Here is a 24,008-nt window from a genome sequence, read left to right on the forward strand (position 1 = left end):
GGGGTTTAACGTGTCTCAAGGACTGGTAACAGCATCCTATATCGTTGCCGCCGTGCTCTTCATCCTCAGTCTCGCGGGACTGTCGAAGCAAGAGACGGCCAAGCATGGCAACCTGTTCGGTATCGCGGGCATGGCCATCGCCCTGCTCGCCACCGTCTTCAACCCGGAAACCAGTGGTGTCCACTGGATCATCCTGGCCATGGCCATCGGTGGCGCCATCGGCGTGCGTCTGGCCCTCAAGGTCGAGATGACCGAGATGCCCGAGCTGGTGGCCGTGCTGCACAGCTTCGTGGGCATGGCAGCGGTGCTGGTGGGCTTCAACAGCTTCATCGATCTGCACCCCTCCGCTCCCGCTGAAGTGGTGGTCTCCGTCGGTTCCAACCTGGATGCGACCCTGGCAGCCGCCCGGGCGGCGTTCGAGCAGGCGGCCAGCGTCGCCCAGGTCGAGCACCTCTCCGGCGCCATGCTGAACATCCACTTGGTCGAGGTATTTTTAGGCGTCTTTATCGGTGCCGTGACCTTCACCGGTTCCGTAGTGGCGTTCGGCAAGCTGCGTGGTCTCATCTCTTCCAAGCCGCTGATGCTGCCCCATCGTCACAAGCTGAACCTGCTGGCCGTGGTGGTCTCCTTCGCGCTGATGATCCACTTCGTCAACGCCGGTGGCTCCACCTTTGCCCTGCTGGTGATGACTCTGATCGCCTTCGCCTTCGGCTGGCACCTGGTGGCCTCCATCGGCGGCGCCGACATGCCGGTGGTGGTCTCCATGCTGAACTCCTACTCCGGTTGGGCGGCGGCGGCGGCGGGCTTCATGCTCTCCAATGACCTGCTGATCGTCACCGGTGCCCTGGTGGGTTCCTCCGGTGCCATCCTCTCCTACATCATGTGCAAGGCGATGAACCGCTCCTTCATCTCCGTGATCGCCGGTGGCTTCGGCTCCGACGGCGTGGCCTCCACCGCCGAGCAGGAGCTGGGCGAATACCGCGAGACCAACGCGGAAGACGTGGCCGACATGCTGAAGAACGCCCACTCCGTCATCATCACCCCGGGCTACGGCATGGCGGTGGCGCAGGCGCAGTATCCGGTGGCCGAGATCACCCACAAACTGCGTGAGCGCGGCGTCAAGGTGCGCTTCGGTATCCACCCGGTGGCCGGTCGTCTGCCTGGTCACATGAACGTGCTGCTGGCGGAAGCCAAGGTCCCCTATGACATCGTGCTGGAAATGGACGAGATCAACGAGGACTTCGGCGATACCGACGTGGTGCTGGTGATCGGTGCGAACGACACCGTCAACCCGGCCGCCATGGAAGATCCGGGCAGCCCCATCGCCGGCATGCCGGTGCTGGAAGTGTGGAAGGCGCAGAACGTCATCGGCTTCAAGCGCTCCATGAACACCGGCTACGCCGGGGTCCAGAACCCGCTGTTCTTCAAGGAGAACACCCAGATGCTGTTTGGCGATGCCAAGGCCAGCGTCGAGGCCATCCTGAAGGCGCTCTAAGGGTCGATGGGATGAGACAAGAGGAGGCTTCGGCCTCCTTTTTTATTGCCTGTTTTTTACCGGGGCCAAGGCATTGATGGCAAAGAGATTCGCCGGGATGGCGGGGCGCGCGTGCCGGCGGCAGCGCAGCAATCCGGTGACCTTGCCCCTGCGGGAAGGCATAATGGCGGCAAAAAGGGGAGCGGGCTCAATTTTATTTGATATCCGCCCCGTTAGAATCAAATTAAGTTGCATGAACAGGGTGGCCCGGCGGGCCACCCCGAGGCGTGACCCGACACCGTCATGGGATGACCGCGGTACAGTGAACCAGAGAAACCACAGATGAAAGCACAATGGACCGACTTTATTACCCTGCTCAAGCGTGAAGTGGTGCCGGCCCTGGGCTGCACCGAACCCATGTCGGTGGCCCTGGCGGCGGCCAACTGCCGCAGGCTGCTGGGGCAGGTGCCGACCCGCATCAGCGTCTGGGTCAGCGGCAACCTGTTCAAGAACGGCATGGGGGTGGGGGTGCCGGGTACCGGCATGATAGGCCTGCCGGTGGCGGCGGCCGTCGGCCTCACGGGGGGCAACCCGGACGCCGGGCTGGAGGTACTCAAGGCCCTGACGCCGGCCCAGGTGGAGGCCGCCAAGGCGCTGCTGCCCATGATCCAGGTGGATGTGAAGGACGTGCCTGACGTGCTCTACGCCGAGGTGCTGGCAGAGGTGGACGGCCACAGCGCCCGGGTGGTGATCTGCACCGACCACACCCGCATCGTGCTGATGGAGAAGGATGGCGAGGTGCTGCTGGCGCAGGACAGCGCCCCGGGCGTGCAGATCCAGCCCGCCAGGTCTGACAAGCCCGCCATGACCCTGCGGGAGATCGTCGACTTCGCCCTGCAGGCGCCCCTGGCCGAGATCGATTTCATTCGCGAGGCGGCCAGCATGAACCAGGCGCTGGCGGACGAGGGGCTGCAGGGCTATGGCCTGCGCATCGGCAAGATCCTGACCGAACAGGTGGAGCGCAAGCTGCTGTCCGACGATCTGATGACCCTGGCCATGCGCCTCTCCTCCGCCGCCTCCGATGCGCGGATGGACGGCGCCATGCTGCCCGCCATGTCGAACTCGGGTTCCGGCAACCAGGGCATCGCCGCCACCATGCCGGTGGTGGCCGCCGCCCGTTTCCTCGAGGCCGATGATGAGCAGCTGGCCCGCGCCCTGGTGATGAGCCACCTGGTGGCCATCTACATCAAGATGTACCAGAACAAGCTCTCCGCCCTGTGCGCCGCCAGCACCGCCGCCATGGGATCGGGGGCCGCCATCACCTGGCTGCTCGGCGGCCAGTTCGAGCAGATCAGCCACTGCATCAACAACATGATTGGCGACGTCTCCGGCATCATCTGCGACGGCGCCGGCAGCGCCTGCTCCATGAAAGTCTCCACCTCCACCTCGGCGGCGGTGAAGTCGTCCCTGATGGCCATCAACAACCTGCGGGTGCCCCAGAGCGAAGGGATCGTCTCCGACGACGTGGATCAGACCATCGCCAACCTGGGGCGTCTCTCCAAGCAGGGGATGCTGGACACCGACATCGAGATCATCAACATCATGCGGGCCAAGCAGCAGGGTAAGGCCAGCTGACGAGCCGCAAGCCGGCATAGACCCATAAAAAAACCGGAGCCAGTGGCTCCGGTTTTTCATTGTCCGTTGAACGCTCAGCCGCGGCCGAGGCGATTGTCCGGGTAGTTCTTGGCTAGCACTTCGCGGGCGTGGCGGGCCAGGGTCGGCATCTTGAGGGTGTCGTAGGCGTTGACCATGATCTCCAGCGCCTTCTCGGTTTCCGCCGTGTCGGGGTAGGTCTCGACGACCAGCTTGGCGCGGTTGGCGGCGGCGATCAGGGCGTCACGCTTGACGTAGTACTCGGCCACCCCCAGGTCGTAGCGGGCGAGGCGGTTCTTCAGGCCGATCATGCGGGCGCGGGCGTCGGCCGCATACTGGCTGTTGGGGTAGTTCTGCAGCAGGGTCTTGAAGTCCTGGAAGGCCTGACGGGCGTAGGAGGGGTCCTTGTCATCCCGATCGATGCCCAGGAAGTCCTGGAAGAAGTTGTAGTCTGCCGCCATGTTGGTCAGACCGCGCATGTAGAAGACGTAATCGATGTTCTTGTGTGCCGGATTGAGGCGGATGAAACGGTCGATGTTGGCGACCGCCTGGGCGGTGTCGTCCTGCTTGTAGTAGGCGTAGATGAGGTCGAGCTGCACCTGGTTGGAATAGGCACCGAACGGGTAGCGGGAATCCAGCGCCTCCAGCAACTCGATGGCATTCAGGTAGTTGCCTGCATCCAGCTTGAGCCGGGCTTTATGGTACAGGACTTCCGGCGGTTCGTCGGGAACCTTGGGTTTGGTGCTGGAACAGCCAGTGATCAGGGTGGCAACCAAGGCGAGCGACATCAGCAGGTGAGACTTCTTTCCCATCAACAACATCCGGTCCATTTCCACGAAATTGGCAAAGTATCCGTTATGCTTGGCTAAAAGAAAAGCTAGAATACCCGGATTATTTCGAATTGATACCCCCGCTCAAGAGACCATACATGAGCCAGCATATTGAACTGACAGGCGAATTTCAGGATCACCAATTCGGGCAGCGACTCGACCAGGCCCTGGCCGAATTGTTTCCCGACTACTCCCGCACCCGCATCAAGGAGTGGATTTTACAGGACAGAGTGACCCTGGACGGTCAGGTTGCCAATACCCCGCGCGAGAAAGTGGTGGCCGGGCAGCAGGTGCATGTGAATGTGGAACTGGCAGACGACACCCGCTGGGATGCCCAGAACATCGAGCTCAACATCGTCTATGAAGACGAACACATCCTGGTGATCGACAAGCCGGCCGGCCTGGTGGTCCACCCGGGCGCCGGCACGCCGGACGGCACAGTGCTCAACGCCCTGCTGCACCGCTACCCCGGCATCGCCGAGGTGCCTCGTGCCGGCATAGTGCACCGTCTGGACAAGGACACCACCGGCCTGATGGTGGTGGCCAAGACCATTCCGGCCCAGACCCACCTGGTGGAGGCGCTGCAGGCGCGCCAGATCACCCGTGAGTACGAGGCCATCGCCATCGGTCACATGACTGCGGGCGGCACCGTCGATGCCCCCATCGGCCGTCATCCGACCCAGCGTACCCACATGGCCGTGGTGCCCAATGGGCGCGAGTCCGTCACCCACTACCGGGTGCACGAGAAATTCCGTGGTCACACCCGCCTGCGGCTGCGGCTGGAGACCGGTCGTACCCACCAGATCCGCGTGCACATGGCCCACATCAAGCATCCCCTGGTGGGGGATCCCGCCTACGGCGGCCGTCTGCGTCTGCTGCGCAACGCCACCCCAGAGCTGACCGAGGCCCTGCGCAACTTCCATCGCCAGGCACTGCACGCCACTATGCTGAAGCTGGCCCACCCCATCACGGGTGAGGTGATGGAGTGGCACTCCCCCACGCCGCAGGACATGGTGGATCTGATGGAGGTGCTGCGGGCGGATACCCTGGCCAACCCGGACGATCTGGTCTGGAACTGAGACAGCGGCAGTTCTGCGACTATTCCTGCCGCAACCTGCCCTCCATGATCTGACACGGGGCCCCTTGACTGGTTGCAGCCAAGGGGCCCCGCTTTCATATGACCGAAAGGAGCCACAGATGAACTGGATCGAACCCGACTGGCCCGCGCCGGGCAATGTCAGGGCCCTGTCGACCACCCGAAACGGGGGCCTGAGCGAGGGGGTCTTTGCTGGCCTCAACCTGGGGGCCCACGTGGGAGACGAGCCGGCCAGGGTCGAGGCCAACCGCACCTTGCTGCAACAGGCCGCAGGGATCCCCGGCCCTCTCAACTGGCTCAACCAGGTGCATGGCACCGCTGTGCACCCCGTGAGTCGCGAGTATGGGGGGGCGCCGGAGGCCGATGCAGCCTGTGCCCGCGAGGCCGGGCTGGGCTGTATAGTGATGACCGCCGACTGCCTGCCGGTGCTGTTCTGCGATCGGGCCGGCACAGTGGTGGCGGCGGCCCATGCCGGCTGGCGCGGGTTGCAGGGGGGCGTGCTGGAGGAGAGCATCGCGGCCATGGGCTGCGAGCCGGGGGTGATCCTCGCCTGGCTGGGCCCGGCCATAGGCCCTGCCGCCTTTGAGGTGGGCGGCGAGGTGCGCGACGCTTTTATGGCGGAGCAGGCGGAAGCGGCTGCGGCTTTCGTGCCTTCTCCCAACGAAGGGAAATGGCTGGCGGATATCTATCAGCTGGCCCGGCTGCGCCTCGCCCGTGCCGGCGTCACCGCCGTTTATGGCGGCGAGCACTGCACCTTCAGCGATTCCGAGCGTTTCTACTCCTACCGCCGCGATGGCCAGACCGGTCGCATGGCCTCCATCGTCTGGCTGGCCCCCTAACCTCTTCCCCGCCCTGCATCTTGCCGGGCGGGGGATGCTGCCTCCTTCCCGCCTTGCAGAAAAAATAACCAGGCCTGCCCCTTGAAATAGCCCGTACGGGCCTCATCTTTCATCTCAGAAAGTTATGTTGTTTGCCGCGCAAGCGGCGTCTGTCTTGAAGGGGGAGTGCAATGCGCCTCGATCGCCTGACCAGCAAATTCCAGATTGCCATTTCCGATGCCCAGTCTCTTGCACTGGGTCGTGACCACCAATTCATCGAACCCGTCCACCTGATGAGCGCCCTGCTCAATCAGGACGGCGGCTCCATTCGTCCATTGCTCGCCCTGACCGGGCTCGACATCAATGCCCTGCGCTCGCGCCTCGGTGAGGAGCTCGATCGCCTGCCCCGCGTCAGCGGCGTGGAGGGGGACGTTCAGCTCTCCAACGGCCTCGGCCGGCTGCTCAATGTCTGCGACAAGCTGGCCCAGCAGCGCAAGGATCAGTTCATCTCGTCCGAGCTGTTCGTGCTGGCGGCCCTGGACGAGAAGGGGACCCTGGGCGAGCTGCTGCGCGCCCAGGGCCTGACCAAGGAAAAACTCGAGCAGGCCATCGACAAGGTGCGCGGCGGCAAGAAGGTGGAGGATGCCAACGCCGAGGAGAACCGCCAGGCGCTGGAGAAATACACCATAGATCTCACCGAGCGGGCCGAGCTCGGCAAGCTCGACCCGGTGATCGGCCGGGATGACGAGATCCGCCGCACCATCCAGGTGCTGCAGCGCCGCACCAAGAACAACCCCGTGCTGATCGGCGCCCCGGGCGTCGGCAAGACCGCCATCGTCGAGGGGCTGGCCCAGCGCATCATCAACGGCGAGGTGCCGGAAGGGCTCAAGAACAAGCGGGTGCTCTCCCTGGATATGGGGGCCCTGGTGGCCGGGGCCAAGTATCGCGGCGAGTTCGAGGAACGGCTCAAGGCGGTGCTCAGCGATCTGGCCAAGGAGGAGGGCAACGTCATCCTGTTCGTGGACGAGCTGCACACCATGGTCGGCGCCGGCAAGGGCGAGGGGGCCATGGACGCGGGCAACATGCTCAAACCCGCCCTGGCCCGTGGCGAGCTGCACTGCGTCGGCGCCACCACCCTCGATGAGTATCGCCAGTATGTGGAGAAGGATGCCGCCCTGGAGCGCCGCTTCCAGAAGGTGCTGGTGGAGGAGCCCTCGGTAGAGGACACCATCGCCATCCTGCGCGGCCTGAAGGAGCGCTACGAGCTGCACCACCACGTGCAGATCACCGACCCCGCCATCGTCGCGGCGGCCCAGCTGTCCCACCGCTACATCGCGGATCGCCAGCTGCCGGACAAGGCCATCGACCTCATCGACGAGGCGGCGGCCAGCATCCGGCTGCAGATCGACTCCAAGCCGGAGTCCCTGGATCGGCTGGAGCGGCGCATCATCCAGTTGAAACTGGAGCAACAGGCGCTGATGAAGGAGGACGACGATGCCAGCCGCAAGCGCCTCGATCTGCTCAATCAGGAGCTGAGTGAAAAAGAGCGGGAATACAACGAGCTGGAAGAGGTGTGGAAGGCCGAGAAGGCCGCCCTCGCCGGTACCCAGCACATCAAAGCTGCACTGGAGCAGGCCCGTCAGGATCTCGAGGTGGCGCGCCGCGCAGGCGACTTGGGCCGCATGTCCGAGCTGCAGTATGGCCGCATCCCCGAGCTTGAGAAACAGCTCGACCTCGCCACCCAGGCGGAGATGCAGGAGACCAGCCTGCTGCGCAATCGGGTCACCGACGTGGAGATTGCAGACGTCCTGGCGCGCTGGACCGGCATTCCGGTGGCGCGGATGCTGGAAGGGGAGCGGGAGAAGCTGCTACGGATGGAAGATCAGCTGCACAGCCGGGTGATCGGCCAGGAGGAGGCGGTGGACGCCGTCTCCAACGCCATTCGTCGCTCCCGTGCCGGGCTGTCCGACCCGAACCGCCCCATCGGCTCCTTCCTGTTCCTGGGCCCCACCGGGGTGGGCAAGACCGAGCTGTGCAAGGCGCTGGCGGAGTTCCTGTTCGATACCCAGGACGCCATGGTGCGCATCGACATGTCCGAATTCATGGAGAAACACAGCGTGGCCCGTCTGGTGGGGGCGCCTCCGGGATACGTGGGTTACGAGGAGGGGGGCTATCTCACCGAGGCGGTGCGCCGTCGCCCCTACTCGGTGATCCTGCTGGACGAAGTGGAGAAGGCCCACCCGGACGTGTTCAACATCCTGTTGCAGGTGCTGGACGACGGCCGACTGACCGATGGTCAGGGCCGCACCGTGGACTTCCGCAACACCGTGGTCATCATGACCTCCAACCTCGGTTCGGATCTCATCCAGGAGCACCACTCCGAGAAGGATTACGACGAGATGAAGGCCATGCTGATGGAGGTGCTGACCCGCAGCTTCCGCCCGGAGTTCATCAACCGGATCGACGAGACCGTGGTATTCCACCCGCTCGGCGAGGAGCACATCAAGTCCATCGCCCGCATCCAGCTCAAGAGCCTGATGAGTCGCCTGGAGTCCCAGGGCTTCGAGGTGGAGGTGAGCGAGGAGCTGCTGACCAAGCTGGTGCACGCGGGCTTCGACCCCGTCTACGGGGCGCGGCCCCTCAAGCGGGCCATCCAGCACAAGGTGGAGAACCCGCTGGCCCAGGCTCTGCTCTCGGGTCGGGTCATCCCCGGCAAGCGGCTGCTGCTCGGGGCGGACAGCAATGGTCTCACCATGACCCAGTAACCGGTTGGTCGATAAAAAACGCAGGCTCAGTGCCTGCGTTTTGTTTTGAGGGAAAATCTGATGCTCACCTTTTCCGTGCTAGTGGATGACGATGTTTATCGGCCAGGCTGTCTGCCCGAGCGGGGATTGGCGCTGCTGTTGGAGTGCGACGGCTTCAGGGTGCTGTTCGACAGCGGCCGTGGCCGGGCTTTGCGTCACAACGCCACCGTGATGGGGATCGATCTCGCCTCCCTCACTCATGTGGTGCTCTCCCACGGTCATTACGACCATGTGGGCGGGGTCGACTCGCTGCCCCGCTATGCCACGTCCATCCCGCTGATAGCCTGTCCGGATGTGTTCAATGAGCGAGGCTACTTCCTGCCAATCCCCTTCTGGCGATGCAACCTCTATCGCCTGTCGGGGGAGCTGGCTCAGGAGTCGCTGGCGGCCAAAGGTTTGCTCCCCCACTGCTCGGCCGATCCGGTGTGGATCTCTGATCGTCTGGTGTTCCTCGGCAGCATTGTGCGGCGCGACAGGGCCGCCCCCTCGCTGCTCGGCTACATAGTGCGGGGCGGACAGGTGGAGAAAGACCTTATCAGCGATGATTCGGCGCTGGCCTATAAGAGTTCCAAAGGTCTTATCGTCTTTATCGGCTGCGGTCACGCTGGGGTCGAGAACATCATAGCGCGGGCCAGGGAGGTGTGTGGCGAGGAGCGGATCCACGCCGTCATCGGCGGCCTGCATCTGAAGTTTTCCGGTCCGCAGCGGGCGGCGGCGCTCGGCGCCTATTTGGAAGAGGAAGCGGTGGAGAAGCTGTTTGCCTGTCACTGTACCGGCAGCAGAAAGGCGAGACTGCCGCGTCAGCACCCGATCGGGGCCGGTTTCGAGTACAGTTTTCCGACATAAAAAACGGCAATCCGAAGATTGCCGGGAGGAATGTATTCAATGCGACCTGGCGTGGGTCGAGCGGGTCGCAGGGGCAAGCCCCAGGGTCGGCAGGCACAGTCAGCGACCATGCCCGCCTTACAGTCAGTCGGGATACGCTCTCCACCCCGGCTGACCAGCTTCGCTATCGCGTCTGTCCCGCGCCGTGTTGCCGCGATAGGAGGACAGATGCAATCAAATCAATTCGTTACAGCATGCCCGGGATGGCAGCCTTCATTTCAGATGGCCAGACGCCCACCTGCACCTGACCGATGTGCTCTTTTTGCAGCAGCAGCATGGCCAGACGGGATTGGCCGATGCCGCCGCCTATGGTCTGGGGCATGCGCGCTGCCAGCAGATCCTGATGCCAGTCGTACTGCAGGCGGTCCTCGTCCCCCGTAATGGCGAGCTGGCGGCGCAGGGCCTCGGCGTCAACCCGGATCCCCATGGAGGAGATCTCGAAGCTGTCTTCCAGCACCGGGTTCCACACCAGGATGTCGCCGTTCAGGCCGGCCAGCCCCAGCTCGCTCTCGCTGCTCCAGTCGTCGTAGTCCGGGGCGCGCACATCGTGGCGCTCACCGTGGGACAGGGCACCGCCGATACCGATGAGGAAGACGGCGCCCAGCTCTTTGGCGATGGCTCGCTCGCGCCCCTTGGCGTCGAGATCCGGGTAACGGGTCAGTAACTCTTCGCTGTGCAGGAACTGGATCTCGGCCGGCAGGAAGGGAGTCAGCGCGTGCTCGGCGCAGACCGCGCGCTCTGTGGCCTTGATGGCGGACCAGATGCCGCGCACGGTTTCCTGCAGGTAGGCGAGATCCCGGCGCTCGCTCGGCATCACCTTCTCCCAGTCCCACTGGTCCACGTAGACGGAGTGGATGGGGGTGAGGCGATCCTCGTCCGGACGCAGCGCCTTCATGTGGGTGTAGATGCCTTCGCCCGGGCCGAAACCGAAGCGACCCAGGGTCTGGCGCTTCCACTTGGCCAGCGAATGCACCACTTCGTAGCTGTGCTGCGGCAGGGTCTTCACCTTGACCTGCACCGCATTCTCGTGGCCGGACAGGTTGTCCTGAGTGCCATCACCGACCCGGCTCAGGATGGGGGCTTGTACCTCCATCAGGCCCAGTTGCAGGGCGAGTTGGCGGGAGAACATCTCTTTGACGAAGCTGATCTGTTGTTGGCTGCGAATGTAGTGCTGTTTCATGCTGAATGACCTGTCTTGAACTCGTTGAATGCGGTGATTCTTCAACAGATTGTGCAAACAATTCAATATTCTATAATAGAAATAGGCTTTATCTATTTTTTTAATCAAAATATACGTGCAATTAATGAGGTATCGTTAACGGGAGTGCGAAAAAGTGTCAGAAAATTATCGGATCGATAATCTCGATCAGGCCATCCTCACCGCCCTGATGGAGAATGCGCGTATCCCCTATGCCGAGCTGGCCAAGCAGCTGGCGGTCAGCCCGGGGACCATCCACGTGCGGGTGGAGAAGATGAAGCAGGCGGGGATCATCGAGGGGACCAGGGTGCAGGTGAACCCCAAGAAGCTGGGTTACGACGTCTGCTGCTTTATCGGCATCAATCTGAAGAGCGCCAAGGATTATCCCTCGGCCCTGGCCAAGCTGCAGGCGCTGGACGAGGTGGTGGAGGCCTACTACACCACGGGTCACTACAGCATCTTCATGAAGGTGATGACCCGCTCCATCGACGAGCTGCAGACGGTGCTGATCCACAAGATCCAGACCATAGACGAGATCCAGTCCACCGAGACGCTGATCTCCCTGCAAAACCCCATCTTGAGAGATGTGAAACCCTGAGCGAGGTGGGAGATCCCTCTCCCGTGCGAGCCCCGGATTAGGGCTGTTGGCCGGCTTCAGGGCTCGAGATAGGGAATGCCGTACTTGTCGTAGAGGGCCTTGAGGCGGCCATCCTGCTTCATGTGCAGCAGTTCGGTGTCATAGGCCGCCATCAGGGCCGGGGTGTCGGCATCGGCCCGGGAGCGGGTCCAGACATTGAAGTAGGGGCTGGTCTTGAGGGGCTTTGGCAGGTAGTCGAGCCTGCCCTCCAGCCCCTCCTCCCTGATCTGGGCGAAGGCGGTGACCAGGGACATGGGGACCACATCGATGCGCCCGGCGATCAGCTTGCGCAGTTGCAGCTGGTTGATGGGGATCTCCTGGAAGCGGTAGGCAGGGTCGGCCATGGCTGCCGCGAGCTCGGGGGTATAGGAGAAGTCACGGGTGACGCCGATGCGCCAGGGCTTGAGATCCGCCAGATGGTCGTAGTGGATCTGCCCCACGGACTCCTTGCGTATGAAGAAGTGCCAGCTGTGGAGGATGTGGGCCTGCTTGGGGTAGAGCAGGTAGGCCTCCCGCTCCGGCTTGTAGGAGTGGGTCAGCAGCAGATCATAGAGGCCGCCCTCGGCATTGCGGGTGAGCCTGGCCCCGGAATCGATCAGCTCTATCTTGATGGGGACCCGGAGGGTGCCGAAGATGGCGCTGACCAGATCCACGTCCAGCCCCCTGGGGTGGCCGCCTTCATCCAGCCACTTCAGGGGCGGCTCAAGGATGCCGCCAATGACCAGCTCCCTGGCCGACAGCCAGCAGGGCAGCAGCAAGCAGAACACGAGCAAGCTTCGCACGTTACATCTCCTGAGCACGCGGGACGAGGTCACGCATGCCGGATGCGGTGGCCGTCAGATATCTAACTAGAGACGACCCCGGATGGCAAACCCTGAAATGGGGAGGGGACAAAAGAATGGCACCTGGGAAGGGGCGTGGCGCTGCATCGGCAGGCCGCCCTGTGGCAGTGTCGGGAGGGGTGGACCAGCCACTCGTTGCTGTGCAGGGGAAGTTTGCAGGAGCCCGCCCCCTGCGTGGAACGTGCCTGGGGGCAGCGTCGCCTCAGGTCGCCTGACATTGCTTCAACTGGGTGTTGAGGGCCTGCATCACCCGGCGCCGGCTGATGAGGCCGATCACCCTGTCCCCCTCCATCACCGGATAGAGCCTGGGCTTGGCCCCGGTCATCTGGCGGGCGAGATCCAGGATGCTGTCGTCCGGGCCGACGAACAGCGGTGTCCGGCTCATCAGATCCTCGACCCGGGTGCGGCTGTCGCAGTGATAGCTGCCGGTGAGCAGGGCGGGAATGCAGTCCTGCTCGGAGAGGAATCCGATGAGCCGTCTCTGGTCGTCCAGCACCGGCAGGCCGCCGAGATCGGCCAGGTGCAGCCTGTCCATGGCCTCGGCCAGGCCGAGCTCGGGGCTGAGTGAGTGGGTCAATGGCTGCATATGATCGCGAACTTGTAGCATGATGGTGGCTCCAACAGGGTCGATGGTGTCACTATGCCTGGTCGGCCCGGCGTGGGGCCAATGGGTTTGGTCTCGGACATTGATAGGCCATTCACGAAGCAGAGGCCCTTCGCGGGATCCGGTATGGGTCGGGCAGGGCGACAACCACAAGGAGAGGGTATGCGTGCATTGGTAACGGGCTGTGGCCGCCGACTGGGATTCTATCTGTGCGAGCAGTTGGTGGCATCGGGTTGGCAGGTCACGGGCAGCTATCGCAGCGAGCGGCCCGAGTTGGCCCGCCTGCGGGCGTTGGGGGTGGAGCTGGTGCAGGCGGACTTCGCCGTGGAGGAGGAGGTCGCCCGCCTGGTCAGGGCGCTGGGTGTCCATGAGGATCTGGCGCTGATCATCCACAACGCCTCGGCCTTCGAGCCAGAAGCCGATGAGCAGGCGGCCCAGCTGGCCCAGTTCGATCAGTTCTACCGGGTGCACATGGCGGCACCCTTCCAGCTCAACCGGTCCCTGGCCCCCGTGCTGGCGCGCAATGCCAACGCCAGCATCATCCATATCACCGATATCTATATCCACGCCCCGGCGCCCCAGTTTGCCAGCTATGTGGCCACCAAGGCGGGGGCCCACTCGCTGGCCATGAGCTTTGCCCGGGAGCTGGCGCCCGCCGTGCGGGTCAACACCATAGAGCCCGGGCCCATCCTGTTTCTCGACGAACACGGCGACGAGTGGCGCCAGCAGGTGCTGGCAAAGACGCCGCTGGCGCGGGAAGGGGGGCTAGCGCCCATCTGGCAGGCGGTGCAGTTGCTGATGCAGAACGACTATATGACCGGGGCCAGCATACGGGTGGACGGGGGGAGGGCCCTGGCCGTCATCTAGGAGGCATGATGACGCGAGGCGCCCCTGGGCGCCTCGCGGTTTTACGCGGGGGCTAGTGGTGGCGGATGGTCGCGTGATGGGACGCCCTGTCCGGCGGCGTGCCGCCGAGGCCCCTGTGCTCCTCGGGCAGCAGGAGATCGACGGGGGAGTGGCCGAAGTGCTGGCGTGCAAATACCTTGCTGCCAGGCAGGCTCAGCACCACCTTGCCGGCCTCGATGCGCCCGCCCAGATACATCTCGGCCAGCAGCTCGCCGAGGTAGGCATCCACCCCGACGGCGGCGAAGTCATCCCGCTCGTCCCAGGCCAGGATGTCGATGTCGAGCGGCCTGTCCGCCAACTTGCACAGAGGGTGGTTGCGATCCCGGCCGTGGGCCAGCTCCATGGTGACAAACTCGGCCTTGAGCTGGGCGGTGGAGAGTTCGCTCTGGACGACGAACAGGCAGTTGAGAAAGTCGTGGTGCGAGTGCATGCCGACCGGTTTGGTCCGGATCACCGAGCTCAGGCGCAGGTGACCGAAGCGTGCCAGCAATTCCTCAACGGCCTGACAGACATGCAGGCCGGGGTCGAGATTGGATCCAATGCTGCAGAGATAAAACATGCGTACCCTTCCTTGGTTTGGGCTCGTCTGAAATATATACGCGGCTCACGGTTATTGGATTCACTATGAATTAACATATCGTTATCTGTTGTGATCCAACTCTGATTGGCAGAAAGGAGGTTTGCATGAGCGTGGAGATGAAATGGGCACTGTTGACCGCCGCGGGGGCCCTGGCCGTGATCATGATCATCTGTCTGGCGTCCGTCGGTCTGGCGTGATCCCGGGCCCCTGGTGCAATCAAACCGGCCTCCTGGCCGGTTTTGCTTTTTGGTGCAGTGCGGATATGCTGGCCCACCCATGACGACTCGAGACCGCAGAAGATGACCAAGGTTCGCCCCCGTTCCCTGCTCCAGGTGGTATTGATGGGCTTCGTGCTGGTGCTGATGCCCCTGGGGGGCATGATCTGGCACGACAGTCAGGCGCTCTCCCACCTGGGGCAGCTGACCAGCGACGAGATGGAGCGGGCGGTGCGGGATACCCGTCGGGCGACCCTGCTCACTACCCAGGCCACCGATCTGGAGCGCACCCTGCGCCGCTACGCGGTGCTGGGGGACGAGCGCATCCTGGCCAGCTATCAGCAGCAGCTGGCCCGTTATCGGGAACTGCTCGGCACCCATCAGCAGTCCATACCGGATGCCGAGGTCTATGGGGATCTCGAGGCCGCGCTGACCTGGTTGGACGGCCTGCAGGATCTGCGCAAGGCCAGGCAGGAGGCGAACAGCCCCCATTTCACCGAGTTCAACGAACTGAACCAGCAGCTGGAGATCGTCACCCGGGGTCAGGTCGACGAGCACGTGACCCGGATGCGGGCCGCCATCGCGGAGCTGAGGAAGGAGATCTGGTGGGTCAGCGGCTTCGTGGTCGGGCTCAGCCTGTTGCTGGTGCTGCTGTTTACCTACCTCATCATTCACCCCGTACGTCAGATTGAGTCGCGGATCCTGAGCCTGGGGGCCGGGGTCGAGCCGGACACGCGCCCGGTGGACGGCCCGGCTGAGCTGGTGCTGCTGGGAGAGCGGATCGGCTGGTTGCACGACAAGCTCAAGGAGCTGGAACAGCAGAAGTACCAGTTCCTGCGCCACGTCTCCCACGAGCTGAAGACCCCCCTCGCCGTGCTGAGGGAGGGGGCGGATCTGCTCTCCGAACAGCTGGTGGGACCCCTCAACGGGGATCAGCAGGAGATCTGCCAGATGCTGGAGGAGAACAGCCGCCGGCTGCAGACCCTGATCGAGCGCCTGCTCGACTTCAACCGCCTCAGCCAGCAGGAGGTGTTCAGCCTGACGGCGGTCCCCCTGGCGCCCCTGCTGTCAGACTTGTCCGAAGAGTACCGGCTGGCGCTGGAATCCAAGCAAATCAGTGTACACTTGCCGCCCGAGCCCATCAGTCTGCAGGCCGAGCCCTATCGCCTGCGACTCATCCTCGACAACCTGTTTTCCAACGCGGTCAGCTACGGCGCCAAAGGGGGCCAGATCTGGATCCGGGCCGGTCAGGGGGAAAACGGGGGCTGGCTGGAGGTGGCCAACGAGGGGCCCGTCATCCCGCTGGCCGAGCGGGAACGGATCTTCGAACCCTTCGAGCAGGGCAGCATAGTGCGCCAGGGATTGTTGAAAGGGTCCGGGATGGGCCTCTCCATCGCCCGCGAGTCGGCGATGAGCCTGGGCGGCGAGCTCAGGCTCATCGAGGATGAGCAGGCGGATGTCTGCTTCCGGCTGGATTTGAAAGAGCGCCCGGCATGACGGGATCTGCCGTGTCGGCGATCGCCCGGCGCACCCTTGCAACCGAATATTGAGACGAACAGGCGGACGCCTGTTTTCCCTTGGATCTGAAGTGACGTTCAAGATGAAACGATTTGTTGTTCCCGTGTTGATGATGGGCCTGCTCGCGGGCTGTTCCCTGCTGCCATCCCCCAGCCTCACCGAGCCTTCTCAGGAGGCGATCGCCAGGCGGATGGAGTTTGCCAACAAGGAGATGCAGGTGCGCCTGCAGTACTCGGACTGGCTGCTGGCCAGCCACCCCCAGCAACGGGCACAGGAGCGCCAGCGGCTGGCGGGTGCCACCGATCTCGAGAGCCGGGTCAGCCTGGCCATGGTCAATACCCACCCGTCCGAATCGGTGGCCAGCCGTCGGGCCGGGCTGGACAAGCTCAAATCCCTGCTGCCCGAGCTCGGCCTGGATGCCCAGGCCTTCCTGCGCAGCTGGATAGCCCTCGGCGAGGAGCTGCTGGTGCGCGACAGCCGTCGCGACGACCAGAGTCAGGAGGTACAGCGTCTGCGCCGCCAGATAGAACAGCTCTCCGCCATCGACGAACAGCTCAACGAGCGTAAGCTCAATGGAGGGGGCCAGCCATGACACGCCGGTCCTGTGCCGGGGCTATCCCCCCGGTTCTTCACACAGAGGGAGTGAGAGCATGAGCCGCATTCTGCTGGTGGACGACGATGCCAGCCTGCTCAAGCTGATGAGCATGCGCCTGCGCAGCCAGGGCTACGAGGTGGATACCGCCGACAGCGCCGAGGGGGCGCTGGACAGGCTGCGTCAGCAGCGGGCCGACCTGGTGCTGAGCGATCTGCGGATGGGGGGCATGGACGGACTGGCGCTGTTCGAGCGGATCCAGTCCCAGTGGCTCGGCATGCCGGTGATCATCATGACCGCCCACGGCACCATTCCCGACGCCATCCAGGCGACCCGCTCCGGGGTGTTCAGCTTCCTCACCAAGCCCATCGACAAGGACGAGCTGCTGGTCACCATAGAACACGCCCTGAGCCTGACCCGCCCGAAGCAGCAGCAGGAGTGGCAGTCTCTCATCCAGACCCGCAACCCGCAGATGGAGCAGTTGCTGATCCAGGCGAGCAGCATCGCCACCATGGACGTGCCCGTGCTGATCCTGGGGCCTTCCGGCTCCGGCAAGGGGGTCATGACCCAGGCGCTGCATCAGGCCAGCCATCGTCGCGACAAGCCGCTGTACACCATCAACTGCGCCGCCCTGCCCTGGGCGGCGCTGGACCTGCAGCTGTTTGGGGAGGACGGCCAGTCCGGCCTGTTTGCCGAGGCCAAAGGGGGGACCCTCTTCCTCGACGAGATCGGGGATCTGTCGGAGTCGCTGCAGGCCAAGCTGCTGCAGGTGCTGGCGGAGTATGGTCAGGGGGCCCCCGAGGTGCGGGTCATCAGCTCCAGCCACCAGGATCTGGTGGCGGCCATGGAGGAGGGGCGCTTTCGCGAGGATCTCTTCTATCGCCTCAACGTGGCGAACATCACCCTGCCGCCCCTCAGTGCCCGCAGCGAGGACATTCCGCTGCTGGCGCGCCAGGCGCTGGACGATTACCGCAGCCGTCACCCCGATTGTGCCGCCCTCGGCTTCTCGCCGGAGGCGCTGGCCTTGCTGGCAGCAGCGGCCTGGCCCGGCAACGTGCGCCAGCTCTGCGGGGTGGTGGAACAGCTCGCCAGCCTCTGCTGCAGCCCGGTGATAGGCGCGGCCATGGTGGAGTCGGCCCTGAGTGGCGGCGGTGGCGGTATTCCCTCGTTCAACGAGGCGCGGGCCGAGTTCGAGAAGGAGTATCTGATCCGCCTGCTGCGCACCACGGAGGGGAACGTGACCCTGGCGGCCAACATGGCGGGGAGAAACCGCACCGATTTCTACAAGCTATTGAATCGGCACGGTATCGAGGCGGCAAACTTCAAGTCGAAGGGGTAAATGACAGAGGGGCGGCTCGTCGATGACGGGCCGCCCCTCTTGTTTCAGACCGAATCGGTCACATCGCTAGGATCAGGCCGGGTCGGTGACGCCAGCGGTGGCCTGGGTTTTCTGGGTCTTGTGGGAGAGCCAGAGGCCGCTCGCCTTCATCAGGTAGCCGAACAGGGCGCCTATCACCAGGGAGGGAAGGATGAGGCGCCACTCCCCTGCAGCGCCGAAGGTGGCGCAGCATCCGGCGAAGGTGCCGGGAATGTAGGCGAGCCACTGCTGCCTGGCCTGCACGCACATCAGGGTCGCCACCACCCCCGTCATCAGATAGCCGGCCATGCCGGCCCCCCACCAGGACTCCCCGTGGATCAGCAAGAGTGCCCACAGCATGCCGCTGGCGTTGCACAGCAGGGTCTGCAGCAGCGCCTTGTAACCGCCGCTCGAGGCGAAGTAGCTGGTGCAGCCGAGGAAGCCGACCCAGGAGATGAGGCCGAGGGCGGCGGCCAGTCCGCCCCAGACGGCGGAGAGGATCCCGGTCGTGATGGCGATGGCGATCAATGGGCTCATGGCGTGACTCTCAGTGGTTGAATCCGGAAAAGGAGGCAGCCTACCCTGCGGCAGGGGGGCGGCAAGCGGGGGCCGGATTGTGTGTGATCAGGGTCACTCTTTGCAACTCGGGAATACGCTTGCGCTCGCGAAAAAAATTCATTGGAGGCACCGCAGGCCTTGAACCATAGTTAGAGGCCCTGTCCTGCTCATGGAGTGAGTCTGATGGTGCCAAACGTGATAGTCCCTCTGCTGGTATTCATTCTGCTGTTCCTGGTCGGAACCATGGCCAAGGCACTGCCCATTTACCAACTCATGTGATCTCGTGTGAAATAAAACTCGACCGGGGCGGGTCTTATGATTGTCAGCCTCATCGCCCCGGGAGTTATTCATGTTGATCAAACACCGCTCTTCTCACCACCCCGTCGAACGGGACGTCACGCCGGAAGCCGTCTATCAGGATCGTCGGCGCATTCTCAAGGGGCTGGGCCTGGGCGTCGCCACCGCCACCCTGGCATTTCCCACGCACGCCAGCCTGCTGGATCTCTTCTCCACCGAGGAGAAAACCCCGGCACCTGCCAGCAAACCGCTCAATTACAAGGCCGCGACCCGGCCGGACGGATTGACCCTGACGCCGCTGGAGAAGGCCACCACCCACAACAACTTCTATGAGCTCGGCACCGACAAGGGGGATCCGGCCCGCAACGCCCACTACCTCAAGCCCGAGCCCTGGACCCTGAAGGTGGAGGGGGAGGTGGCCAGGCCCTTCACCCTGGATGTGTGGGATCTCATCAACAAGAGCACGCTGGAGGAGCGGATCTACCGGCTGCGCTGCGTGGAGGCCTGGTCCATGGTGCTGCCCTGGAGCGGCATTGCGCTGGCGGATCTGATCCGCCGTGCCGAGCCCAGCAGTCGCGCCAAGTTCGTGGCCTTCGAGACCCTCTACGATCCCGAGCAGCTGCCGGGGCAGGCCTCCCGTACCCTCGGCGGCGGCATCGATTATCCCTACGTGGAGGGCTTGCGCCTCGACGAGGCCATGCACCCGCTCTCCTTCCTGGCGATGGGGCTCTACGGCAAGACGCTGCCCGCCCAGAACGGGGCGCCCATCCGGCTGGTGGTGCCCTGGAAATACGGCTTCAAGAGCATCAAGAGCATCGTCTCCATCCGCCTGGTGGAGGAGATGCCCCCCACCACCTGGAACCTGCTGGCACCGAACGAATATGGCTTCTACGCCAACGTCAATCCACGGGTGGATCACCCGCGCTGGAGCCAGGCCAGCGAACGCTTCATCGGCGAGGGGGGCATCTTCGGTGCCAAGCGCCAGCCGACCCTGATGTTCAACGGCTATGGCGATGAGGTGGCCTCCCTCTACCAAGGGATGGATCTGCGCAAGTGGTATTGAGACGGGGGGCCGACGCCATGACATTGAGACTGACCACACGCCATATCACTCTGCTGCGGGCCCTGGTACACCTGGCCTCGCTGGGCTTTTTGCTCTGGCTCGGCTATGCGGTGCCGGCGGGCCTGCTGGGGGGGGATCCGGTGCAGGGGCTGACCCACTACCTCGGCAAGGGGGCCCTGCACCTGCTGCTGCTCACTCTGCTCATCTCGCCGCTGGCCAAGCGCTGGCGCCAGGGTCAGCTCGTCAAGCTGCGCCGCCCCCTCGGGCTCTGGTGTTGTGCCTGGGCGTTATTGCACTTTATGGTGTGGCTGGGGCTGGATCTGCAGTTCGACTGGGGTCTGATCGGCGGCGAGCTGGTGAAGCGCAGCTACATAGTGGTGGGGATGGTGGCGCTGCTGCTGTTGCTGGCGCTGAGCATCACCTCGATCCCGGCGCTGCTGCGGGCCATGGGGCCGGCCTGGCAGAAGCTGCACAACTGGATCTATGTGGTGGCCCTGCTGGTGCCGGTGCACTACTGGTGGTCGGTCAAGAGCGGGTGGCTGGAGCCCCTCATCTATCTGATGCTGGCCACCGCCCTGTTGTGGCCGCGCCGTGACAAGCTGCTGAGGCCCTGGCGCCAGCGCCAGTCACTGAAGGGGACGCAGGGCGCCGTGCAGCAGCCGTCGCGTCCATAGCAAAAGAGGCCTAATCGGCCTCTTTTTTGGTGATTTCCCCGCTGTCGGCATCGACCTCCAGCTGGACGCGCTGGTTGTCGGCATTCAGGGTGTCCACCTCGAATTTGTCTCCTTCCAGCGCCACTTCCCGAATGTCGTGGTACCCTTGTGCCAGCAACAACTTGACCAGTCCGGCCATGTCGAGACGGGTCTGGGCCGCCCAGCCAAAGGTGGAAAAGAGACACAAGATCAGCAGGATACTGCGTGGGATCATATTCATTCCGGATTCATGGCTGGCACACTATAAACGGCATTATGTTAGGTTTTGAGAGATGAATCACCCATGAATAGCGCCCTGCCCCTGCTTGGATTGCTGCTGCCGATGCTGGTGCAGGCGGCCCAGCCGAACGAGGCCTTGCTGCAACAGGCGGTCAGCGAGGGGCGGATCCGGCCTTTTCATGAGCTGATGGCGGTGGCGTCCCGTCTGCCGGTACGCGTGCTGCGGGTCGACCTGGGGGAGGAGGACGGTGTCTGGTTGTACGAGCTCAGGCTCATCGACGAGGAGGACAGCGTCATCAAGGTGGGCTATCGGGCCGACAACCTGGAGATGGTGTGGCTCAAGGGTCATCATCTGGAACGCCTGTTCGAGCCCCGCCCGCCCCCGGAAGAGGAGTAAGCCGCCGGCTGCCCCGGCCTCTCCCCAATCGCCGCCGTGACAGGCACAACTCTGCTTTGGATACCCATTTATGCGAATTCTGATAGTTGAAGACGAGAAGATCCTGGCGGGCCAGCTGGCGGAACAGCTGCGCCTGTCCGGCTTTGTTACCGATCTCTGCCACGACGGCAACGAGGCCGGCTTTCTCGGCGAGACCGAACCCTATGACGCCATCATCCTGGATCTCGGCCTGCCGGGTCGCGACGGCCTGAGCGTGCTGAAGGAGTGGCGCAGCAAGGGCATCGACACCCCGGTGCTGGTGCTGACCGCACGGGGCCAGCTGCACGAGAAGATAGAGGGGCTGAACGCCGGGGCCGACGACTACCTCACCAAGCCCTTCCAGGTGGCCGAGCTGGTGGCCAGGGTGCAGGCCCTGGTACGCCGGGCGGCGGGCAATGCCAGCTCCATCCTCGAGATCGGCGGCGTGCGCCTCGACATGGCGGCCTCCCAGGTCTGGTACGAGGGCACCCCCATCAAGCTCACCGCCCACGAATTCCGGGTGCTGGGCTACCTGATGCAGCACAGGGGCAAGGTGGTGTCCCGCAGCGAGCTCATCGACCACATCTATGCCCAGGATTTCGACCGGGATTCTAATACGGTTGAGGTGTTTATCGGCCGGATCCGCAAGAAGACCCACGCCGATCTCATCGAGACGGTGCGCGGCCTCGGCTACCGGATCAACGAATGAGCCGGGTCCAGGGGATCGCGAGGCGGGCTGAATGAGGCTGGTACGCACCCTGCGGGGACGGCTGGTGGTCATCGCCATGGTCTGGTGCGGTCTCTTCCTGTTCGCCACCGGCTTCAGCCTGCAGACCATGATGCGCAACTACTGGCAGGAGGCGGAGGCCGACGGCCTGCGCCTGCAACTCTACGATCTGCTCGCCCGCCTCGAGATCCAGCCGGACGGCCTGCCGGTCGTCACCGAACCCATGGCGGATCCCCGCTATCGCCAGCCTTACTCCGGCTACTACTGGCAGCTGGAGCTGGGGGAGACGGTGGTCAGCCGCTCCCGCTCCCTGTGGGATGCCCATCTGAGCGCCCATGGCCTGAAGTCGGCCTTCGGCGACCCGGATCTCTTCGTCGGCAAGGGGCCCAACAAGGAGCCCCTGCTGATCATGACCCGCACCGTGCTGCTGCCGGGCTCGGATAGGGTCTTTACCCTGGTGATGGCCAAGGACAGCAGCGCCCTGACCCAGACCCTGAAGAAGACGCGCATCAGCCTCTTCCTCGGTCTCGGCTTCGCCGCCACCGGCCTGGTGCTCGGCTTCATGTTCCAGATAGTCTACGGCCTGCGCCCGCTGCACCTGCTGCGCCGCGAGCTGAGCCGCGTCCATCAGGGCCATCAGGAGGGATTCAGGCTGCGCTACCCGCTGGAGATCCAGCCCCTGGTGGAGGACATCAACCGCCTGCTGCACCACTACGGTGAGCTGTTGCAGCGGGCACGCTCCCACACCGGCAACCTGGCCCACGCCCTCAAGACCCCGCTCAGCATCATGCGCAACCAGGTGGCCCAGCTGCCGCCGGAGGATCAGGCCGCCATCGGCGAGCAGCTCGACCAGATCCAGCGCCACATCGACTACCACCTCGGCAAGGCGCGGGTGACCGGTGCCGCCAAGATCCTCGGGGTCTCGACCCCGGTGCGGGCCCGGGTGGAGTACATCTGCCGCGCCTTCTCCCGCCTCTATCCGGGCCGGGAGGTGGATCTGCAGGTGCCGGCCAGTCTGGCGGTCGGGGTGGAGGAGCAGGACTTCGACGAGATGGTGGGCAACCTGCTGGAAAACGCCTTCAAGTGGTCCGCCGGCCGGCTGCGCATCTCCAGCGCCGAGCTGGGGGGCTGGATCACCCTGCGCATCGAAGATGACGGCCCCGGCATGAGCGAGGATCAGATCGCCAAGGCGGTGCTGCGCGGGGTGCGGCTCGACGAGAAGGTGCCGGGTTCCGGTCTGGGTCTCAACATCGTCTCCGATCTAGCGGAAGCCTACCGCGGCAGCCTCATCATGGGGCGGGCCGAGCTGGGGGGATTGGCCGCTTCTCTGTCGCTGCCCAAGGTCGCCAGGGTCGAGAGTTAGGTCGGGGTTTGTCATCAGGGGCCTTCGGGCCGCCGCCCGCGCTGGCAAGGGACGGGTCGCCGGCATAAGATAAGGCTCTTGTTTCAAGGTTGAGGAAGGGTAGCAATGACTGACGATCCGTGGGCACTGTGTCATCTCGACGATTCGTTCGATGCCTCCGTGCTGGGCACCAAGGGGGCCCAGATCCAGTGGTTCGAGGACAGGGACGCCCTGATCCAGTTCCTGCTGGAGGATTTCGTCGACCTGCTGGCCGACGTGGGGGAGCTGGACGAAGATCAGACCGAGAGCGCCCGCGAGCGCTTCACCCTGCTGGTGGAGCAGAGCCTGGACGATCGCGGCCTGATGGATGCCATCAACGATCTCGCCTCCGGCCTGCGCCGCATCGCCTGGCTTGGTCCCCTTTCCGAACTGGCGGAGCTGAGCGACGACTTCGCGAGCGGCCTGAGGGCCTTCTTCTGGAGCCAGTATGACGGTGACGAGGACGACCCCGAGGCCTGGGTGCCGGAAGAGCTCTGGCCACAGCTGGTGGAGTGTGCGGAAGAGTATATGGTGGAAGGGGACTTCTGAGTCATCTTGTCCGCGCGCACTCTGGCTGCAAGGCGGGTGGAGTGAGCCGAAGAGTATATGGTCGAGGGCGACTTCTG

General features: G+C 64.1%; 25 protein-coding genes. 18 read left to right on the forward strand and 7 right to left on the reverse strand.

The genetic code is table 11. The annotated features are described in order from the left end of the window. Window positions 1-10: 10 nt before the first annotated feature. Both pntB and I6L39_RS07760 read left to right on the forward strand, forming a co-directional pair. Window positions 11-1,495 carry a Re/Si-specific NAD(P)(+) transhydrogenase subunit beta gene (gene pntB / locus I6L39_RS07755; RefSeq protein ID WP_216991483.1) on the forward strand — a complete coding sequence of 495 codons (1,485 nt, stop codon included), beginning with the start codon at window positions 11-13 and terminating at the stop codon, window positions 1,493-1,495. Between the two features lie 321 nt (window positions 1,496-1,816). Next, complete coding sequence (locus I6L39_RS07760; RefSeq protein WP_216991484.1) at window positions 1,817-3,109, forward strand: serine dehydratase subunit alpha family protein; 1,293 nt, start codon at window positions 1,817-1,819, stop codon at window positions 3,107-3,109. A 74-nt stretch (window positions 3,110-3,183) separates the two neighbouring features. On the opposite strand, the gene I6L39_RS07765 is transcribed toward I6L39_RS07760, so the two are convergent. Beyond that, on the reverse strand, window positions 3,184-3,939 hold the full coding sequence (locus tag I6L39_RS07765; protein WP_042078784.1) for an outer membrane protein assembly factor BamD: 756 nt from the start codon (window positions 3,937-3,939) through the stop codon (window positions 3,184-3,186). A 116-nt stretch (window positions 3,940-4,055) separates the two neighbouring features. Here I6L39_RS07765 and rluD point away from each other — a divergent pair, with 116 nt between their 5' ends. The 4 genes from rluD (at window position 4,056) to I6L39_RS07785 (ending at window position 9,521) form a co-directional block, all read left to right on the forward strand. Continuing rightward, the gene (gene rluD / locus I6L39_RS07770; RefSeq protein WP_042078785.1) at window positions 4,056-5,036 is read left to right on the forward strand and encodes a 23S rRNA pseudouridine(1911/1915/1917) synthase RluD; all 981 of its coding nucleotides are present in this window, start codon (window positions 4,056-4,058) and stop codon (window positions 5,034-5,036) included. A gap of 118 nt (window positions 5,037-5,154) precedes the next feature. Continuing rightward, a complete protein-coding gene (gene pgeF, locus I6L39_RS07775; protein ID WP_103857753.1) occupies window positions 5,155-5,892 on the forward strand; it encodes a peptidoglycan editing factor PgeF in 738 nt (245 codons plus the stop codon). Between the two features lie 170 nt (window positions 5,893-6,062). Then, entirely contained in the window at window positions 6,063-8,636 is a 2,574-nt protein-coding gene (gene clpB / locus I6L39_RS07780) for an ATP-dependent chaperone ClpB (protein WP_103857752.1), read from the forward strand. 60 nt (window positions 8,637-8,696) lie between these two features. After that, the gene (locus I6L39_RS07785) at window positions 8,697-9,521 is read left to right on the forward strand and encodes an MBL fold metallo-hydrolase (RefSeq protein WP_216991485.1); all 825 of its coding nucleotides are present in this window, start codon (window positions 8,697-8,699) and stop codon (window positions 9,519-9,521) included. A 226-nt stretch (window positions 9,522-9,747) separates the two neighbouring features. Here I6L39_RS07785 and asnA read toward each other — a convergent pair whose 3' ends face one another. Beyond that, window positions 9,748-10,740: an aspartate--ammonia ligase gene (asnA, locus tag I6L39_RS07790; RefSeq protein ID WP_216991486.1), complete on the reverse strand. Its 993-nt coding sequence runs from the start codon at window positions 10,738-10,740 to the stop codon at window positions 9,748-9,750. Window positions 10,741-10,894: 154 nt separating this feature from the next. On the opposite strand from asnA, the gene asnC reads away from it, so the two are divergent. After that, window positions 10,895-11,356, forward strand: a complete 462-nt coding sequence (asnC, locus tag I6L39_RS07795) for a transcriptional regulator AsnC (protein ID WP_041211931.1) — start codon at window positions 10,895-10,897, stop codon at window positions 11,354-11,356. A 56-nt stretch (window positions 11,357-11,412) separates the two neighbouring features. On the opposite strand, the gene I6L39_RS07800 is transcribed toward asnC, so the two are convergent. Together I6L39_RS07800 and I6L39_RS07805 are read right to left on the reverse strand one after the other, a co-directional pair. Further along, the gene (locus tag I6L39_RS07800; protein ID WP_216991487.1) at window positions 11,413-12,177 is read right to left on the reverse strand and encodes an ABC transporter substrate-binding protein; all 765 of its coding nucleotides are present in this window, start codon (window positions 12,175-12,177) and stop codon (window positions 11,413-11,415) included. 262 nt (window positions 12,178-12,439) lie between these two features. After that, window positions 12,440-12,844, reverse strand: coding sequence for a CBS domain-containing protein (locus I6L39_RS07805; protein WP_209794269.1), 405 nt, complete (start codon window positions 12,842-12,844; stop codon window positions 12,440-12,442). Window positions 12,845-13,003: 159 nt separating this feature from the next. Between I6L39_RS07805 and I6L39_RS07810 the strand changes: the two genes are divergently transcribed. Further along, a complete protein-coding gene (locus I6L39_RS07810) occupies window positions 13,004-13,708 on the forward strand; it encodes an SDR family oxidoreductase (RefSeq protein ID WP_216991488.1) in 705 nt (234 codons plus the stop codon). Window positions 13,709-13,760: 52 nt separating this feature from the next. Here the strand turns inward: I6L39_RS07810 and I6L39_RS07815 are convergent, their stop codons facing one another. Then, on the reverse strand, window positions 13,761-14,306 hold the full coding sequence (locus I6L39_RS07815) for a 2-amino-4-hydroxy-6-hydroxymethyldihydropteridine diphosphokinase (protein WP_216991489.1): 546 nt from the start codon (window positions 14,304-14,306) through the stop codon (window positions 13,761-13,763). A 125-nt stretch (window positions 14,307-14,431) separates the two neighbouring features. Here I6L39_RS07815 and I6L39_RS07820 point away from each other — a divergent pair, with 125 nt between their 5' ends. The 4 genes from I6L39_RS07820 to I6L39_RS07835 all read left to right on the forward strand — a co-directional run bounded on the left by I6L39_RS07820 (window position 14,432) and on the right by I6L39_RS07835 (window position 17,991). Then, window positions 14,432-14,524 carry a YnhF family membrane protein gene (locus I6L39_RS07820; RefSeq protein ID WP_157005474.1) on the forward strand — a complete coding sequence of 31 codons (93 nt, stop codon included), beginning with the start codon at window positions 14,432-14,434 and terminating at the stop codon, window positions 14,522-14,524. A gap of 102 nt (window positions 14,525-14,626) precedes the next feature. Next, complete coding sequence (locus tag I6L39_RS07825; RefSeq protein WP_042078795.1) at window positions 14,627-16,039, forward strand: ATP-binding protein; 1,413 nt, start codon at window positions 14,627-14,629, stop codon at window positions 16,037-16,039. 103 nt (window positions 16,040-16,142) lie between these two features. After that, window positions 16,143-16,652 carry a hypothetical protein gene (locus I6L39_RS07830; protein WP_216991490.1) on the forward strand — a complete coding sequence of 170 codons (510 nt, stop codon included), beginning with the start codon at window positions 16,143-16,145 and terminating at the stop codon, window positions 16,650-16,652. Window positions 16,653-16,710: 58 nt separating this feature from the next. Continuing rightward, window positions 16,711-17,991: a sigma 54-interacting transcriptional regulator gene (locus tag I6L39_RS07835; protein WP_209794262.1), complete on the forward strand. Its 1,281-nt coding sequence runs from the start codon at window positions 16,711-16,713 to the stop codon at window positions 17,989-17,991. A gap of 72 nt (window positions 17,992-18,063) precedes the next feature. On the opposite strand, the gene I6L39_RS07840 is transcribed toward I6L39_RS07835, so the two are convergent. Then, window positions 18,064-18,546 (reverse strand): DUF1097 domain-containing protein, encoded by a 483-nt coding sequence (locus I6L39_RS07840; protein ID WP_042078797.1) that lies wholly within the window; start codon window positions 18,544-18,546, stop codon window positions 18,064-18,066. A gap of 370 nt (window positions 18,547-18,916) precedes the next feature. On the opposite strand from I6L39_RS07840, the gene msrP reads away from it, so the two are divergent. After that, the gene (gene msrP / locus I6L39_RS07845) at window positions 18,917-19,927 is read left to right on the forward strand and encodes a protein-methionine-sulfoxide reductase catalytic subunit MsrP (protein ID WP_216991491.1); all 1,011 of its coding nucleotides are present in this window, start codon (window positions 18,917-18,919) and stop codon (window positions 19,925-19,927) included. A gap of 17 nt (window positions 19,928-19,944) precedes the next feature. Then, window positions 19,945-20,601: a protein-methionine-sulfoxide reductase heme-binding subunit MsrQ gene (gene msrQ / locus I6L39_RS07850; RefSeq protein ID WP_216991492.1), complete on the forward strand. Its 657-nt coding sequence runs from the start codon at window positions 19,945-19,947 to the stop codon at window positions 20,599-20,601. A 10-nt stretch (window positions 20,602-20,611) separates the two neighbouring features. Here the strand turns inward: msrQ and I6L39_RS07855 are convergent, their stop codons facing one another. Continuing rightward, window positions 20,612-20,860 carry a PepSY domain-containing protein gene (locus tag I6L39_RS07855; protein WP_216991493.1) on the reverse strand — a complete coding sequence of 83 codons (249 nt, stop codon included), beginning with the start codon at window positions 20,858-20,860 and terminating at the stop codon, window positions 20,612-20,614. Between the two features lie 63 nt (window positions 20,861-20,923). Between I6L39_RS07855 and I6L39_RS07860 the strand changes: the two genes are divergently transcribed. The 4 genes from I6L39_RS07860 to I6L39_RS07875 all read left to right on the forward strand — a co-directional run bounded on the left by I6L39_RS07860 (window position 20,924) and on the right by I6L39_RS07875 (window position 23,931). After that, entirely contained in the window at window positions 20,924-21,256 is a 333-nt protein-coding gene (locus I6L39_RS07860; RefSeq protein ID WP_042078801.1) for a PepSY domain-containing protein, read from the forward strand. A 70-nt stretch (window positions 21,257-21,326) separates the two neighbouring features. Then, complete coding sequence (locus tag I6L39_RS07865) at window positions 21,327-21,983, forward strand: response regulator transcription factor (protein ID WP_025328630.1); 657 nt, start codon at window positions 21,327-21,329, stop codon at window positions 21,981-21,983. Window positions 21,984-22,014: 31 nt separating this feature from the next. Then, window positions 22,015-23,364, forward strand: coding sequence for a sensor histidine kinase (locus I6L39_RS07870; RefSeq protein WP_209795059.1), 1,350 nt, complete (start codon window positions 22,015-22,017; stop codon window positions 23,362-23,364). A gap of 105 nt (window positions 23,365-23,469) precedes the next feature. After that, window positions 23,470-23,931 (forward strand): hypothetical protein, encoded by a 462-nt coding sequence (locus I6L39_RS07875; RefSeq protein WP_209795060.1) that lies wholly within the window; start codon window positions 23,470-23,472, stop codon window positions 23,929-23,931. The last annotated feature ends 77 nt before the right edge of the window (window positions 23,932-24,008 follow it).

Origin of the sequence: Aeromonas sp. FDAARGOS 1409, from assembly GCF_019048705.1 — a bacterium.
Taxonomy (GTDB): Bacteria; Pseudomonadota; Gammaproteobacteria; order Enterobacterales; family Aeromonadaceae; genus Aeromonas; species Aeromonas sanarellii.

What these genes read in the sequence shown, in the direction of transcription:
- I6L39_RS07865 (WP_025328630.1), top strand. Translation starts at nt 21,327, where the DNA reads ATGCGAATTCTGATAGTTGAAGACGAGAAGATCCTGGCGGGCCAGCTG.
- I6L39_RS07810 (WP_216991488.1), top strand. Translation starts at nt 13,004, where the DNA reads ATGCGTGCATTGGTAACGGGCTGTGGCCGCCGACTGGGATTCTATCTG.
- I6L39_RS07835 (WP_209794262.1), top strand. Translation starts at nt 16,711, where the DNA reads ATGAGCCGCATTCTGCTGGTGGACGACGATGCCAGCCTGCTCAAGCTG.
- msrQ (WP_216991492.1), top strand. Translation starts at nt 19,945, where the DNA reads ATGACATTGAGACTGACCACACGCCATATCACTCTGCTGCGGGCCCTG.
- I6L39_RS07830 (WP_216991490.1), top strand. Translation starts at nt 16,143, where the DNA reads ATGAAACGATTTGTTGTTCCCGTGTTGATGATGGGCCTGCTCGCGGGC.
- clpB (WP_103857752.1), top strand. Translation starts at nt 6,063, where the DNA reads ATGCGCCTCGATCGCCTGACCAGCAAATTCCAGATTGCCATTTCCGAT.
- I6L39_RS07815 (WP_216991489.1), bottom strand. Translation starts at nt 14,306, where the DNA reads ATGTTTTATCTCTGCAGCATTGGATCCAATCTCGACCCCGGCCTGCAT.
- I6L39_RS07860 (WP_042078801.1), top strand. Translation starts at nt 20,924, where the DNA reads ATGAATAGCGCCCTGCCCCTGCTTGGATTGCTGCTGCCGATGCTGGTG.
- I6L39_RS07870 (WP_209795059.1), top strand. Translation starts at nt 22,015, where the DNA reads ATGAGGCTGGTACGCACCCTGCGGGGACGGCTGGTGGTCATCGCCATG.
- rluD (WP_042078785.1), top strand. Translation starts at nt 4,056, where the DNA reads ATGAGCCAGCATATTGAACTGACAGGCGAATTTCAGGATCACCAATTC.
- I6L39_RS07785 (WP_216991485.1), top strand. Translation starts at nt 8,697, where the DNA reads ATGCTCACCTTTTCCGTGCTAGTGGATGACGATGTTTATCGGCCAGGC.
- msrP (WP_216991491.1), top strand. Translation starts at nt 18,917, where the DNA reads ATGTTGATCAAACACCGCTCTTCTCACCACCCCGTCGAACGGGACGTC.
- pgeF (WP_103857753.1), top strand. Translation starts at nt 5,155, where the DNA reads ATGAACTGGATCGAACCCGACTGGCCCGCGCCGGGCAATGTCAGGGCC.
- I6L39_RS07765 (WP_042078784.1), bottom strand. Translation starts at nt 3,939, where the DNA reads ATGGGAAAGAAGTCTCACCTGCTGATGTCGCTCGCCTTGGTTGCCACC.
- I6L39_RS07875 (WP_209795060.1), top strand. Translation starts at nt 23,470, where the DNA reads ATGACTGACGATCCGTGGGCACTGTGTCATCTCGACGATTCGTTCGAT.
- I6L39_RS07855 (WP_216991493.1), bottom strand. Translation starts at nt 20,860, where the DNA reads ATGAATATGATCCCACGCAGTATCCTGCTGATCTTGTGTCTCTTTTCC.
- asnA (WP_216991486.1), bottom strand. Translation starts at nt 10,740, where the DNA reads ATGAAACAGCACTACATTCGCAGCCAACAACAGATCAGCTTCGTCAAA.
- I6L39_RS07805 (WP_209794269.1), bottom strand. Translation starts at nt 12,844, where the DNA reads ATGCTACAAGTTCGCGATCATATGCAGCCATTGACCCACTCACTCAGC.
- I6L39_RS07820 (WP_157005474.1), top strand. Translation starts at nt 14,432, where the DNA reads ATGAGCGTGGAGATGAAATGGGCACTGTTGACCGCCGCGGGGGCCCTG.
- I6L39_RS07840 (WP_042078797.1), bottom strand. Translation starts at nt 18,546, where the DNA reads ATGAGCCCATTGATCGCCATCGCCATCACGACCGGGATCCTCTCCGCC.
- I6L39_RS07760 (WP_216991484.1), top strand. Translation starts at nt 1,817, where the DNA reads ATGAAAGCACAATGGACCGACTTTATTACCCTGCTCAAGCGTGAAGTG.
- I6L39_RS07825 (WP_042078795.1), top strand. Translation starts at nt 14,627, where the DNA reads ATGACCAAGGTTCGCCCCCGTTCCCTGCTCCAGGTGGTATTGATGGGC.